This is a genomic window from Pseudooceanicola sp. DL12 (assembly GCF_056270665.1).
This window is the reverse complement of the sequence record NZ_CM149884.1, coordinates 4,123,970-4,138,925: the sequence shown is the minus strand read 5'-3', so window position 1 is coordinate 4,138,925 and position 14,956 is coordinate 4,123,970. Positions and strand designations below refer to the sequence as shown.

Below are 14,956 nucleotides of genomic sequence, written 5' to 3'. Positions count from 1 at the left end.
CGGAATCCGTATTTCTGGAAAGATGAAAGATCGGGGTAAGGGCATGAGCGTGAAAGAGATTTTCGAGACGATGGACTATGGCCCCGCCCCCGAGGCGGCCGGCGAGGCACTGGCCTGGATCGCATCGCACGACGGGGCCTTCGGGCAGTTCATCGACGGCAAGTTTACCAAGGCGGGCGAGACCTTTGAGAGCCGCAACCCGGCGACGGGAGAGGTGATGGCCAGGGTATCGCAGGCGGGCCAGAAGGACGTGGATGCCGCAGTGAAGGCCGCAGCGGCCGCGCAGGCCAAATGGGCCAAGCTCGGCGGCCATGGTCGGGCGAGAATTCTCTATGCAGTTGCGCGACTTATGCAGAAGAACGCGCGGCTGTTCGCGGTGCTGGAGACGCTGGATAACGGCAAGCCGGTGCGCGAGGCGCGCGACGTCGACCTGCCGCTGGTGCATCGGCACTTCTACTATCATGCTGGCATGGCGCAATTGATGGAGAGTGAACTGCCCGGGCGCGAGGCCATCGGCGTCTGCGGCCAGGTGATTCCATGGAACTTCCCGCTGCTGATGCTGGCCTGGAAGGTGGCGCCGGCCCTGGCCATGGGCAACACGGTTGTGCTGAAGCCGGCCGAATACACCTCGCTGACGGCGCTGCTGTTCGCGGAGATCTGCGTGCAGGCGGGCGTGCCGAAGGGCGTGGTGAACATCGTCACCGGCGACGGTGCCGTGGGCGAGATGATTGTGACGCACCCCGGCGTGGACAAGGTGGCCTTTACCGGCAGCACCGAGGTCGGGCGGAAAATCCGTTTGGCCACAGCAGGTTCGGGCAAGGCCCTGTCTCTCGAGCTGGGGGGCAAGAGCCCCTACATCGTCTTCGAGGACGCAGACCTCGACAGCGCCGTCGAGGGGCTGGTGGACGCGATCTGGTTCAACGGCGGGCAGGTCTGCTGTGCCGGCAGCCGGCTGCTGGTGCAGGAGGGCGTGGCCGAGACTTTCCATGCCCGGCTGAAGGCGCGGATGGAGAAGCTGCGGGTGGGCAACCCGCTCGACAAGAGCATCGACGTAGGGGCCATCGTCGACCCGGTGCAGCTCGAGCGGATCCGCTCGATGGTGGCGGCGAGCGAGGGCGAGGTGTTCCAGCCGGCCTGCGAGATGCCCGAGGGCTGTTTCTATCCGCCGACGCTGATCACCGGGCTGGAGACGGCCAACCCGCTGATGCAGGAGGAAATTTTCGGGCCGGTTCTGGTCTCTACCACCTTCCGCACGCCAGAAGAGGCGGTGCAGCTGGCCAACAACACGCGCTATGGCCTGGCCGCGACGCTCTGGAGCGAGAACATCAACGTGGCGCTGGATGTGGCGCCCAAGCTGGTGGCGGGCGTGGTCTGGATCAACGGGACCAACATGTTCGACGCCGCCGCCGGATTTGGCGGGATGCGCGAGAGCGGCTTTGGCCGCGAGGGCGGCTGGGAAGGGCTGAGCGCCTATACCCGGCCCGCGGGCAAGCGCAAGGAACTGAAAAAGCTGGAGGTTTTCAGCGGCGAGGCGGGGCCTGTCGAGGGCCTCGACCGGACGCCGAAGCTGTATGTCGGCGGCAAGCAGGCGCGGCCCGATGGCGGCCATGTGAAAACCGTGTTCGGCAAGGGCGGCAAGCCGCTGGGACAGGTGGCCATTGCCGGGCGCAAGGACGTGCGCAACGCCGTGGAAGCGGCGCAGGCGGCGAAGGGCTGGTGCGGATCCACGGGGCACCTGCGGGCGCAGATCCTCTATTACATCGCCGAGAACCTGGAAGCGCGGAGCGCGGAATTTGCAAGTCGCCTCAATGCCTTGAGCGGGCATGGCAAGGGCGCGGACGAGGTGGAGGCCGCGGTGCGGCGCCTGTTCACCTATGCTGCCTGGGCGGACAAGTTCGCCGGCGACATCCGTGACGTGCCGATCCGGGGCACGGCGCTTGCGACCCGCGCACCGGTGGGGGTGATCGGGGCGCTCTGCCCCGAGGAGGCGCCGCTGCTGGGCCTTGTCAGCGCCATGGCGCCGGCCATCGCCATGGGCAACCGGGTGATCCTCGTGCCCGGCGAGAGCGGGCCGCTGACCGCGACGGACTTCTATCAAGTGCTTGATACATCTGACGTTCCCGGCGGCGTGGTGAACATCCTGACGGGGCCGCATGCCGATCTGGCGCCGGTTCTGGCGGCGCATATGGACGTGGATGCGGTATGGTCCTTCTCCTCGGCCGACCTGAGCGGCGTGATCGAGGCGGAGAGCGCCGGCAGCCTGAAGCGCACCTGGGTCAACGACAGCTATGGCCGAGACTGGGCCGGGGCCGAGGGCGAAGGTAAGGAATTCCTGAATGCAGCGACCGAGGTCAAGACTCTCTGGATTCCGTGGGGAGCTTAACCCTTTGAAATCGCCAATTTCCAACGTCGGTATTACGTCGGTATCGCGTCGGTAATCCGTCGGTGCGAAATCGGCACCGGCGGAACGGGCGAAAAGGTTAATCGGGGAGAATCACCTCGACATCGGCGTCGTCGTGATGGGCCTTGTGCTCGGGCTCGATGTGGATCTGGATCGAGGTATCGGGTCCGAGCTCGCGGATCAGCGCGCGCTCGATCCGGTCGCAGATCTCATGCGCGTCGAAGACCGTGGTCGCGCTCGGCACCACCAGGTGGAAATCGATGAAGTTCATCGGCCCGGCGTGGCGGGTGAGCAGCTTGTGCGTCTCGATGGCGCCCTGGCTCTCGGCGGCGATGACGCGGCGGACGGTGGCAAGGTCCTCCTCGGGGAGGGCTTCGTCCATCAGGCTGGAGAGCGATTCCCGCACCAGCCCGTAGCCCTGCCAGAGGATGTTGAGCGCCACGGCCACGGCCATGAGCGGATCGAGCAGCCACCAGCCGGTGATCATTGCGAGCACGATGCCGGCGAGCACGCCCACCGAGGTATAGACATCGGTCATCAGGTGGCGGCCGTCGGCCACCAGCGCCGGCGAGCGCAGGCCCCGCCCGCGCCGGATCAGCACCAGCGCCCAGAGCCCGTTGCAGGCGGTGGCGGCCAGGTTGATCGCCATGCCGAGGGCGGGCGCATCGAGCGCGGTGGGCGCGGCAAAGGCGTACCAGGCGTGGCGCAGGATCAGCAGGGCGGCGACGATGATCATCACGCCCTCGAGCACGGCCGAGAAGAACTCGGCCTTGTGATGGCCGTAGTTGTGGTTTTCGTCTGCCGGGATCTGGGCGATGCGGATGGCGAAGAGGGCGGTGAAGGCGGTGGCCACGTTCACCGTGCTCTCCAGCGCATCGGAGTAGAGCGCGACGGAGCCGGTGAAGAGGTAGGCAAGGGTTTTCAGGCCGAGGACAAGGACGCCGATGAAAAGGCTTCCGATGGCAAGTTTCATCGTACCCGACATGGAAGTCTCTCTGATCCTGGGGTTTGTGTCCCTTCCGGGGATAGGCAGCACGTGCCGCAAGGGCAAGGGGAGAATGTCGAGGATTGGCGCGGGTTGTCGCCGAGCGCGGGAGTATTTCCGGAAAGAGGGCGGCAGGGGTGCCCGGGGAGGCGCCGGGGAGGCGCCCCGCCCGGAGTGCAGCCGGGGCCGGGCGGCGGATCACATCTCGATGGGCACGATCGGCGTGACCTCGATCTCGCCGCCGCCGGTGACCATCGGGTTGTCGGCGGCCAGGGCGCAGGCCTGTTCGATATCGGCGCAGTCGAGGATGGAATAGCCCATGATCGGGGGCGTGTTGCCGCCCTGAGCCGCGCCCGAGGCGGTGACCGTCCAGGAGGTGCCGACCGGGTTGCCGGGATCGGCGATATGGGGGCCGACCTTTTCCATCCAGGCGCCCCAGGCGGCCATGGCGGCGAATTGCGCCTCTGGCGTTGTGGGGACCTGCGAGAGGTCGGATTTGTAGATCAGCAGGTACCTTGGCATGGGCTGTCTCCTCGGGTCAGCCGGTGATGAAGACGTCGGGCCGGCGCGTGAGCCTTTCCCCCAGGGCGGGGCGGAAAGAGGCGGGAAGGGCGGGCGCAAGATCGGTCATGGGAAGAGGATGAGGGGATTCCCGGTTTTGCGCGATGGGGAATTGAGGCAAGGGGCAAATGGTGCATTTGGCGGGCACGGCAGAAAACGCGTGGGTGGAAAGTGTTGTATACAGGCTCTAGTCGCCGGGTTTCATGTAATTGGATGTATCCCTGTACGTATATTCGGTGCTAGCCTTCGCGCGAGGGTCGAGCCGTTGGGAGGCTGGCCCTTGTGTATCCATCACGAGTTTTGCCGCGTCGCGCGAGCCCGGACAGATCTGTCCGGCGCATCGTCATGCACGTGGTCCGTCGTCTGAAAAGCCCGGTGTCTGCGCGGCCGAAACGAGCCGCAGGATCTCGGGTTGCAACACATAAAGCGGAGAAACCGTGTTGAAACAGTCTGGGAAGAGCGCGGCACTCAAGGTGTCGGCGCTGGCAATGCTGATGTCCTCCACCTCGATCGTGCCGGCATCGGCGCATTGCTCGGTGGATGGCGATACAATGACCTGCACCGGGGAATTCAGCGATGTCATCTCGCCCGCGTCCTCGGACGTCACGACGCTGAAGATCAGCGGGCTGACCGAGGACATGACCCTGAGCTTTTCCGATGGCGGGGCGGTGAACCAATACGTGGATGGCACGAACAGCACCTCGGACTCTCCGGATTCCACGGGCTGGACGATCCCGGCGATGCCGGACCGGACAATCTCGATCGACCTTGGCGACGGCTACAGCATCGTCAGCCCGACGGGCGGCATCTGGGTGACCCTGACCGGGGCCGATGGCGAAACCGGCTCGAAGGAGACATCGCATGACCACGGCGGCACAGGCCAGGAAGGCCAGTCTTCGGGATCGCTGACGCTGACGGTGACGGGCGACGAGGTGAGCGGCAAGGGCGCGATGATCAGCTCTACGGACCAGTCGGTGCTGAACCTGAAGCTCTATGGCGGCGACGGCGGTGCGGGCCAGGAAATAACCTCTGGCCTGGGCTATCAGGCCTTTGGGGGGGACGGTGCAAGTGGCGCCAGCGGCGGCGCGATCACCGTGACCCTGGAAGACGAGACCTATCTGAGCGCCACGCTGGGCAGCGGATCGGACCAGAACGGGATCAACATCCTGTCGCAGGGCGGCGACGGTGGCGACGGTGGCAAGGGCAAGTCCGGCGGCTGGCTGGACGCCACCGGCGGCACCGGCGGTGATGGCGGTGATGGCGGCGATGTCTCGCTGACGGCCAATTCGACGAGCAACAGCATTTCGGTAGATGACGGATACGGCATCCTGATCGCCTCGGTGGCGGGCGATGGCGGCACCGGCGGCACCGCGGATTCCGATTCAGACGCCTCTCCGGGGGATGGCGGCGACGGCGGCATCGGCGGCAAGGTGACGCTGAGCTACAGCGGCAGCGTGACGACCACCGGAGACGACGGGATCGCGATCCTGGCCGTGTCCGCCGGCGGCGTGGATGGCGCGGACGGATCGGCGGAAGGGCTGTTCCACCGCACGGATGCGGGGACGTCAGGCGAGCCGGGCGCCGGCGGCGAGGTCGAGGTGACCCTGACGGATGCCACGATCAGCACCAGCGGCAACGACGCCTATGGCCTGCTGGCGCAGAGTATCGGCGGGATGGGCGCGAACGGCGGCGACAGCGTCTCTCTGGGGCTGTCCTCCTATGCGGCGAGTGCCGGGTCCGGCGGCGGCGGCGATACCGCCAAGGCCAGCCTGAGCGGGACCACCGTGAAGACGATCGGCACCGGCTCCATCGCGGTGGCGGTGGTCTCGGCCGGCGGCGGCGGCGGCACCGGGGGCAGCGCCACCGGGATCACGGCAATGGGCGGTTTCGGCGGCACCGGCGGCGACGGTGGCGATGCCGAGCTGACGCTCGACACCACGCAGATCACGACCAAGGGCGATTACGCCGAGGGGGTAACCGTGCTGAGCGTCGGGGGCACCGGCGGCAACTCGGGCACGGCGGGAAGTATCTCCTCGACCGGGGCCAGCGGCGGCAACGGCGGTGACGGCGGCGACGTGACGGTGACCTCGACCGCGAGCAAGATCACCACCGGCGGCAGCGAGCTGGCCGGGATCCTGGCGGCCTCTGTGGGCGGGGGCGGCGGCAACTCGCACTCTACCGTGGGGATCGAGAGCATGGGCGCCAGCGGGGGCGTGGGCGGCAGCGCCGGCTCGGTCACCTATACCTCGAACTCGGGCACGCTCGACGGCGAGACCATCGGCACCGTCGTGGACACCACCAATGATGGCGAGGGCGCCGACCTGGCGCCGGGCATCGTTCTGCTCTCTGTCGGGGCGGGCGGCGGCGCGGCCAGCTCGACGCATGAGCTCTCCGTGGTGGATTTCACCACCGTGGTGGGGGCGGACGGCGCCGGTGGCGGTGACGGCGGCGACATCAGCTTTTCCATGAGCGACGATGATTCCATCTCGACGGCGGGCACGCTGTCGGAAGGTTTCGTGGCGCTCTCGGTCGGCGGCGGCGGCGGCAAGAGCGGATCGGTTACCACGGTGAGCCTGGTCAATGCGTCCACGGGGCATTCCGTGGGCGGCACCGGCGGTACGGCGGCGGATGGTGGCGACATCGACACCTATACCAATGCGGATGGCACGACCTCTTCGAACCTGCTGGCCGGGACGATCACCACCACCGGCGACCTGTCGACCGGCGCGCTGATCGGGTCGGTCGGGGGCGGCGGCGGCAATGCCGGCACCTATACCCATGCGACGGTGGGCGTGAACTTTGGCAATACGCTGGGCGCCGATGGCGGATCGGGCGGCGATGGCGGCACGATCAGCGTCACCAATGATGCGACGATCACCACCTCCGGCGACGTGTCGGAAGGGCTGCTTGCGTTTTCCGTGGGCGGCGGCGGCGGACGGTCGAGCACGGTGCACGAGTTCGACGCGGGCGTCGACATGAGCGGGCTGACCTATAACGTCAACAATGCCACCACTGCGGGCAATGCCGGCGATGGCGGCAAGGTCACGGTGGTCAACAACGGCACCATCACCACCGGCGGCCATGCCTCGGCCGGGCTGGTGGCGGCGAGCATCGGCGGCGCCGGCGGCATTGCCGGCGGCACGGTGAACGGCGATATCGGCGGCTTCAGCTACAACAAGGTGGTGGGCTCGAACGGCGGTACGGGCGGCAGCTCGGGCGACGTGTCGGTGAGCAACTACGGCGACATCACCACCGGCTACGTGGCAAGCAGCAGCAGCGACGACGACAGCACCGACGAGGTGGCCGGCGCCCTGAGCCCGGCGATCCTGGCGCTGTCGATCGCGGGCGGCGGCGGCGATACCTCGACCGTCTTCAGCGGCACGATCTCCTCCGTGACCTTCAGCGAGACCCAGGGCGGCACGGCAGGGACCGGCGGCACGGCGGGCAACGTGACGGTGACGAACATCGGTTCGGCCACCACCAACGGCGACCTGTCCTCGGCCATCCTGGCGATGAGCATGGGCGGCAGCGGCGGCTCCGGCGGGACGGTGATCGCGGGGTCGATCAGCGGCGGCAGCATCAACGGCACCATCGGCTCGGACGGGGCCGACGGCGGCACCGCCGGCACGGTCACCGTGAAGGGCGCCGGCGACGTTGCGACCAGCGGCAACCTGTCGATGGGGATCGCGGCGCTGTCGATCGGCGGCAGCGGCGGCACCGGCGGCACGGTGGACAGCGGATCGCTGACCATCGGCGAGGTGACCGGCAGTGTCGACATTTCGATTGGCGGGGACGGCGGCACCGGCGGTACCGGGGGTGCGGTGACGGTGAACACCCAGCCGATCGCGGACGACGGCGAGACCGAGAACGGCACGATCACCACCTTGGGCTTCGGCTCGATCGGGATCCTTGCGGCCTCGATCGGGGGCAACGGCGGCGCCGGCGGCACGGTGACCGCCGGCAGTGCCTCGGCCTCGGAATACTTCTCGCTGAGCTTCTCGGCCTCGGTCGGTGGCGACGGCGGCAGCGGCGGCGATGGCGGTACCGTCTCGGTGACGAACTACTCCGCGATCACCACCAGCGGCCATTATTCCACCGGGATCCTGGCCGAATCCATCGGCGGCAACGGCGGACGCGGCGGCTCGAGCTATTACGCGGCGGTGACCCTGTCGGAAGGGTCCACCGCCAAGACTTCGGTCACCGTGGGCGGTGACGGCGGCGGTGGCGGCACCGGCGGCGAGGTCACGGTCGAAAACTATGCCGACATCGCCACGACCGGCGGCAATGCCCAGGGCATCCTGGCACAGTCGATCGGCGGCAACGGCGGCAGCGGCGGCAACGGCGTGGCCTATGCGCTGAGCCTGGGCACCGACGAGAATTCCGCGGGCTCCTTCTCCTTCACGACGAACGTGGGCGGGGACGGCGGCGACGGCAGCACCGGCGGTACCGTCACCGTGACCAACAGCGGCGCGATCAGCACCACCGAGGATACCTCGGAGGGGATCGTCGCCCAGTCGATCGGCGGCAATGGCGGCGATGGCGGCAGCGTCGGGTCCTACAGCGTGGGATACACCAAGGAGATGCTGGAGAAGGCCGCGGAGGCGGAAACCAGCGAGAGCAGCGGTTCGGGCGAGGAAGAAGAAACCCCCGAGATGGAATACGAGTTCAACATCGGTGGCAGCGGCGGCGGTGGCGGCACCGGCGGCGACGTCACGGTGACCAACGCGGCCGGCGGCAGCATCTCGACCGGCGCCACGGTGACGGTGGACGGTACCTCTGTGGACAGCACCACCTATACCTATACCACCGGCACGGCCTCCTACGGGATCTATGCGCAATCGATCGGCGGCAACGGCGGCAAGGGCGGTGACGGCGACATCGACGCCTCAGGCTGGGTCGGCGACATCTACAACGTCTATGACGACTGGGAGTCGATCAAGGAGCAGTACGAACAGTACAAGGCGCTCTACAAGGACGACTGGAAGAGCGCGATGAAGAAGCTGCTGAGCAGCTTCTCGGTCAGCGTCGGCGGCAGTGGCGGCGATGCCTCGGACGCCGGGAAAGTGACGGTGACCAACGACGGCAGCATCACCACCCTGGGCGACAGCGCCACCGCGATCTTTGCCCAGTCCGTGGGCGGCGGTGGCGGCTCCGGCGGGGATGGCTCGGAAGGGCTGCTGACCTCGGTCGCGATCGCCGGCGGCGCCGGTGGCGGTGGCAACGGCGGCGAGGTGATCGTGAGCAACAGCGGCACGATCACCACCTCCGGCGACGGCGCCATGGGCGTCTTTGCCCAGTCGCTGGGCGGCGGCGGCGGTGCGGCGGGCGAGATCGAGGGCTCGATCGTGCACGAGCTGACCGACCTGCCCCAGACCATCGGCAAGGGCCTGCAGACAAAGGTCGACGAGGAAGGCAACGTGACCGACAACGGCGATGGGGGTGACGGCAAGAACGTGACCGTCAGCGTCGAGTCCGGCGGCTCGATCAGCACCAGCGGGCGCTATGCCCACGGGATCTGGGCGCAGTCCATCGGCGGCGGCGGCGGTGCCACCGGCAATACCGACACCGACGAGGACGCCGAGGAGATCGCAGACGACACGATCTATGCGATCTCGGGCAGCACCACGGCCGATGGTGACAGCGGGCTCGTCTCGGTCAACGTGGCGGGCAGCGTGACGACCACCGGCTATGGCGCCACGGCGATCTTTGCCCAGAGCGTTTCCGGCGGGTCCGACGACAATACCTCCGGCGGCGTCCGCGTGGTGGTCAGCGGCACCGTCAGCGCCGCGGGCGATGATGCCCGGGCGATCCTTGTGCAGGCCGATGGGGAGGACAACAACGCCGCGACCAGCGGCGACACCTGCGCCTCGAGCGACGCGGCCTGTGCCGGCAACTCGCATGTCATCGTGGAAAAGGGCGGCGTGGTGGAGACCACCAGCACCAGTGCCTACGAGACCATCGCCTTCATGAACGGGTTCTCGACCAAGAACAGCGACGGCAGTGTCTATGCCTCGAACCTGCTGGACAATTCCGGCACCGTGCAGAGCGCCAGCGCCGACAACGTGGTGGTGGCCAGCACCGGCGGCCTGTTGCGGATCCACAACAAGGACGGCGGCTATCTCTATGGCTCGATCTCGCTGGAGGACGGTCACACCAACGAGTTCGAGAACCAGAAGGGGGCGACCTTCGCGGCCGGCTCCTCGGTCGACCTGGGCGACGAGGGCTCCTACTCCGGCGAGGCCGGCAGCCTGATGTCGCCCTATGGTCTCGACGTGGTGGGTACCACCACGCTGACCTTCGGTGGCACCTACGACGAGGCCGGCACGATCCAGATCGATGTCAGCGCGTCGAGCGGAAGCAGCAGCCTGACCAACGATGTCCTCTCCTTCGTGCCCGTGGAATACAACGGCAGCGGCAGCCTGGGCACGGCGACGATCTCGGGCGAGGTGACGCTGAACTGGGTGGGGCAGACGACCCTGAAGAACGGTGACACCGGCAGCATCTACTTCCTGGAAATCGACAGCGACGATACCGATAGCCTGGACATCTCGGCGATGACCATCGCGGCCAGCACCGTTCTGAGCACCAGCCAGGTGACCAGCACGGACGGCTCCACCGCGCAATACGGCGTCAGCTACACGGTGGATTACACCGGCGCCTCGACGGGCGCGACGCTGGGCCGTACGGCGCTGAGCTATGCCGGTTTCTTCAACGATGCGATCACGGCGATCCAGCAGGGTAATGTGTCGGAAAGTGGAGTTTCCGATGCCCTGCAATACCTTGCGAGCCAGTTCCTGAACACGGGCAGCGCCGCCGAGCTGGAGCAGGCCTATCTCGAGCATGTGCCGGACGAGACCACCATCACGGTTGCGGCGGCGGGACGGGCGGCCCTGCAGCTGCACAGCGTGCTGCAGAGCTGCCCGGTGCTGGACACCTCGGCCGGGGCGGATTTCCTGCGCCAGCAGGACTGCAACTGGGTGGAGTTCACCGGCTCCGGCATGACCCAGGATGCCACCGGCACGGAACCCGGATACGACGAGACCAGCCGTGGTGTCGCGGGGGCGGTGCAGCGCGAGCTGGAGAACGGCCTCTTCGTCGAGACCGGCGGCCAGTACGAGACAGTCACCGTGAGCGGCTCCAACTTCAGCCAGGAAGGCAACCGTTATGGCATCGGGGTGGCGCTGAAGAAGGAGGTGGGCAACCTGACCTTCTCGACCACGCTGGGCGGCGGGGCTTATGACCTCGACTATACCCGCACCTATGGCGTGGACGGCACCCGCTATGATGCCGATGCGGATATCAGCGGGCGCTTCCTGACCTGGGAGGCGCGGGTCTCGGGCCTCTACCAGCACGACAGTTTCTATCTGAAGCCGAGCGCGGCGCTGGCGGTGACACGGGTCTGGCAGGACGGCTTCACCGAGAGCGGTGAAGGCAGCCTGAACTGGAACGTCGACGGCTTTGCGAAGACCTCCGTGGATCTGACGCCGACGATCGAGCTGGGCCATGCGACCTCGTTCAAGGGACGTGCGACGGTGGCCTACCTGCGGGCCGGCGTCACCATGGCGCTGACCGATCCCGCCTACGCGATGACCTCGAGCTTCGTGAACGGCGATCCGGCCTTCTCCTCGCTGAGCACCACGGTGGAGGGCGACCGCTATCGCGGCAATCTCGCCGCGGGTTTCGAGATGGACGTGGCCAGGCAGATGACGCTGGCGGTGCGCGCCGAGGCGGGGCTGAGCGAGAACAGCCAGGCCTATGGCGGCACGCTGAGACTGTCCTACCGCTTCTGAGCGGGCCGGCAGGAAAGACGGGAAAAGACAGGGAAACACAGGGAAACACAGGGGGGGGCGGCGCCGAGAGGTGCCGCCCCTTTGTCATGGCCGGTTGATCCGGATTGGATTTCGGGCCGCGCAGGCGCGTCCCTAAGCCTCCGGCGAGGATATCCCGGGGGAGGCGCGCAGCGACGGGGGCAGAGCCCCCGCGTCGCTTTCGGATGTCGCTGTCCGGCGGACCGGCTGGCGCCGTTCAGGCGGCAGCGAAGTCCTCGCGGGCGTAGCCCTGCAGGTAGAGCAGCGCGGTCAGGTCGCCAAAGTTCACCCGCAGTTCGCATTGGGCGGCGACAGAGGGCTTGGCGTGCAGTGCCACGCCGGAGCCGGCGCGGGTGAGCATGCCGAGATCATTGGCGCCGTCGCCCACGGCGATGACATCGGCCTCGGCGATGCCGAGGCGGGCGGTGATCTGTTCCAGCGCCTCGACCTTGGCCTCGCGGCCGAGAATGGGGCGGCCGACCTCGCCGGAGAGGGTCTCGCCCTCGGTCAGGAGCGTGTTGGCGCGGTTCTCGTCGAAGCCGAGTGTCTCGGCGACCCGGGCGGTGAACATGGTGAAGCCACCGGAGACCAGCGCGCAATAGGCGCCCTCGGCCTTCATCGTGGCGAGAAGGGCAGGGCCGCCGGGCATCAGGGTGATCCGCTCGGCCAGTACCTTGTCGATGACCGAGACCGGCAGGCCCCTGAGCAGGCCGACGCGTTCGGTGAGCGCGCCCTCGAAGTCGAGCTCGCCGTTCATCGCGCGGGCGGTGATGTCCTTGACGCGGGCACCGACGCCGGCCTCGTCGGCCAGCTCGTCGATGCATTCCTGCTGGATCATGGTGCTGTCCATGTCGGCGAGCAGCATCTTCTTCTTCCGGCCCGCGCTGGGCTGGATGCAGAGGTCGACCCGTTGTTTCTGCAGCTCGGCCCAGGTGTCCTCGAAGCTGTCGGGCCGGGCGGGCACGGCGAATTCCGCGGCCTCGCCATCGGCCAGCACACGGATCTCGCCGCCGCCCCAGGCGTTGCGCAGCGCCGAGACCAGCGCGGTGTCGAGATGCGGTTTGGCCGGGCTGGTGAGCAGCGTGACGGTGAACATTGGGCGCCTCCTGAGAGCATGGCGATACGGATCCTGCGGCCCGTGTATTCCACGCGGCAGGGCCGAGGGCCAGAGGGGAAGTGGCCCCGGGCGCCGGGAGGGGACGGCGCCCGGAGGGCTGTTTTGCTCAGCCCCTTGCCGGCAGGATCTGCTGCACTTTCGCGGCAATGGCGCGGCCGAGGGTACGGTTGCTCTCTGCCGTAAGGTGCAGGCCGTCGATTCCGTCGGTCTCGATCACCTCGGAGGCGTCCATGAAGTGCACCTTCATCAGGTCGGCGAGCGAGCGGTAGAGCGGGCCCAGGGCCTCGGACTTTTCGCGGGCGCCTTCGAAGAGCGCCTGGAAGTAGGGATGCGGCGGCTCGCCGATCACCGGCGGCGCAACGAGCAGGATCTGAGGCGCGGGATAGGTGGTGCCGCCGGCGCCGGCCGAGGCATAGGCCTGGCCGATCAGCACCTGCATGCCGGTGGCGATGTCGAAGGGCGTGCGGCGCAGGAAGCACTTCATGTCGTTGGTGCCGAGCATCAGGACCAGCAGGTCGAGGGGCAGGTGGCTGGCCAGGGCCGTGGGCAGGTGTCTGCTGCCGTTCAGGCGCGGATCGGTCGGGTCGTCGGTGGTGGTGCCGCGGCCGCTGAGGCCTTCCTCGATCACGCGGTAGCCGGCGCCGAGGGTGGCCCCCATGGCGCCGGTCCAGCGGTCGGCCAGGGGATAACGGGTGGTGGGCGCGGCATGGCTGACCGGGACCCAGCCCCAGGTGAGCGAATCGCCGAAGCACATGACGGAATAGGGATCGGACATGGTTTCCTCGCGGGAGAGCGTGAGTGGGGGCGCGCCGCATTCCTGAGAGGTGGGAGCCGGCACTGAGGGCAGAATGCGCGTCTTGGGAAGTGAGTCCACATAAATCCACATAGGCGTGGGATTATCATCGGCGTTTTCATGTAGCTGCGGAAGAATTGTCCTGAATGTGATGCCGTGTCAGCGCGAGACGTGGTGTCGGGTCGATATAATGTTGCGTTATTTCAGCACTTTTCCCTGGTGTCTCGAGGACGGTATCCTGCCCTGGTTCTTCCGGAGGCCCGTTTGGAGAATGGCACATAAAAGCACATACGTGCAAAATTCAGTGGCGCTGGAACCGCGATGGAGACTGAGGTGCGGCTGATCTCGGCGGCGCCTTCCGCGGCCGGACATGTTGTGGCCCGGCCCACGCAGTCGCGAACCACTCGGAGATCACGCCGCAGTCCGGTCTTGAATGGCAGGCCCCCAGGGGCCACTGAAATGGCGAGGCAGTGACCCGGTCGCAGGATGGCCGATCCAAGGAGAAGATCATGACCAAGCAGTTGTTCTTTTACGAGAATGCCGTGCCGGTGAATGCCACGCGCCATGGCGGAACCAGCGTGAAGGCGGGCAGCGATTTCAGCTTTGCGGCCGAGGTCAACTCGGTGCCGCTGGTGGCGTCCGAATTCATGGCAGCGGCGGGGCAGTTTCCCATCGTCTTTGCCGGCGAGGGCGAGGCCGTCGTGCCGACCGTGATCCTGGGTGTCGAAGGGGCGCGGAATGCGTTTCTGGCGGCGGATGGCAGCTGGACCGGCAGCTATGTGCCCGAGTTCATCCGGCGCTATCCCTTCGTCTTTTCCCACGACAGGGCCGCGCAGAAACTGACCCTGCACATCGACGAGAGTTTTTCCGGGGTGAACACCGAGGGGCGTGGCGAACGCCTGTTCGATGCCGAGGGCGCGCAGAGCCAGTACCTGCGCGGCATGGTGGCCTTTCTCCAGGACTTCCAGACCCGGTTCAACCGCTCGCAACTCTATGCGCGGCGGCTGCAGGAGCTGGACCTGCTGCAGCCGATGCGCGCGACCTTTACCCTGCCCGGTGGTGAGACGAAGACGCTGACCGGGTTCAAGACGGTGAACCGGGACAGGCTGAAGGCGCTGGGGGATGCGGAAATCCTGCAGATGTTCCGGACGGACGAGCTTGAATGCACCATGCTGCATCTCTTCTCGCTGCGGCATTTCGCGGATGTGGCGCAGCGCTCGGTGGGTGCGGTGGCCGCCACCGTGCCTGGGGCGGAGCCCGCGATGACCGAAGCTGAATGAGCCCGACGGGA

7 protein-coding genes are annotated in these 14,956 nt (G+C 67.3%); 3 read left to right on the top strand and 4 right to left on the bottom strand.

Annotation, left to right across the window (positions count from 1 at the left end):
- Positions 1–43: 43 nt before the first annotated feature.
- A complete protein-coding gene (locus AC0WR5_RS19345; protein ID WP_475865441.1) occupies positions 44–2,383 on the top strand; it encodes an aldehyde dehydrogenase family protein in 2,340 nt (779 codons plus the stop codon).
- A gap of 97 nt (positions 2,384–2,480) precedes the next feature.
- Here AC0WR5_RS19345 and AC0WR5_RS19340 read toward each other — a convergent pair whose 3' ends face one another.
- Positions 2,481–3,386 (bottom strand): cation diffusion facilitator family transporter, encoded by a 906-nt coding sequence (locus AC0WR5_RS19340; protein ID WP_475865440.1) that lies wholly within the window; start codon positions 3,384–3,386, stop codon positions 2,481–2,483.
- A 198-nt stretch (positions 3,387–3,584) separates the two neighbouring features.
- Positions 3,585–3,908 (bottom strand): hypothetical protein, encoded by a 324-nt coding sequence (locus AC0WR5_RS19335; RefSeq protein ID WP_475865439.1) that lies wholly within the window; start codon positions 3,906–3,908, stop codon positions 3,585–3,587.
- 479 nt (positions 3,909–4,387) lie between these two features.
- On the opposite strand from AC0WR5_RS19335, the gene AC0WR5_RS19330 reads away from it, so the two are divergent.
- Positions 4,388–11,737 (top strand): hypothetical protein, encoded by a 7,350-nt coding sequence (locus tag AC0WR5_RS19330; RefSeq protein WP_475865438.1) that lies wholly within the window; start codon positions 4,388–4,390, stop codon positions 11,735–11,737.
- 235 nt (positions 11,738–11,972) lie between these two features.
- Here AC0WR5_RS19330 and serB read toward each other — a convergent pair whose 3' ends face one another.
- Positions 11,973–12,851: a phosphoserine phosphatase SerB gene (gene serB, locus AC0WR5_RS19325; RefSeq protein ID WP_475865437.1), complete on the bottom strand. Its 879-nt coding sequence runs from the start codon at positions 12,849–12,851 to the stop codon at positions 11,973–11,975.
- Between the two features lie 127 nt (positions 12,852–12,978).
- The gene (locus AC0WR5_RS19320) at positions 12,979–13,647 is read right to left on the bottom strand and encodes an SGNH/GDSL hydrolase family protein (protein ID WP_475865436.1); all 669 of its coding nucleotides are present in this window, start codon (positions 13,645–13,647) and stop codon (positions 12,979–12,981) included.
- Between the two features lie 527 nt (positions 13,648–14,174).
- Between AC0WR5_RS19320 and AC0WR5_RS19315 the strand changes: the two genes are divergently transcribed.
- Complete coding sequence (locus AC0WR5_RS19315) at positions 14,175–14,945, top strand: SapC family protein (protein ID WP_475865435.1); 771 nt, start codon at positions 14,175–14,177, stop codon at positions 14,943–14,945.
- Positions 14,946–14,956 lie beyond the last annotated feature (11 nt).

Bases quoted from the DNA above. Each gene is read 5' to 3' on its own strand.
- AC0WR5_RS19345 (WP_475865441.1), top strand. From the start codon at position 44: ATGAGCGTGAAAGAGATTTTCGAGACGATGGACTATGGCCCCGCCCCC.
- AC0WR5_RS19340 (WP_475865440.1), bottom strand. From the start codon at position 3,386: ATGTCGGGTACGATGAAACTTGCCATCGGAAGCCTTTTCATCGGCGTC.
- AC0WR5_RS19335 (WP_475865439.1), bottom strand. From the start codon at position 3,908: ATGCCAAGGTACCTGCTGATCTACAAATCCGACCTCTCGCAGGTCCCC.
- serB (WP_475865437.1), bottom strand. From the start codon at position 12,851: ATGTTCACCGTCACGCTGCTCACCAGCCCGGCCAAACCGCATCTCGAC.
- AC0WR5_RS19320 (WP_475865436.1), bottom strand. From the start codon at position 13,647: ATGTCCGATCCCTATTCCGTCATGTGCTTCGGCGATTCGCTCACCTGG.
- AC0WR5_RS19315 (WP_475865435.1), top strand. From the start codon at position 14,175: ATGACCAAGCAGTTGTTCTTTTACGAGAATGCCGTGCCGGTGAATGCC.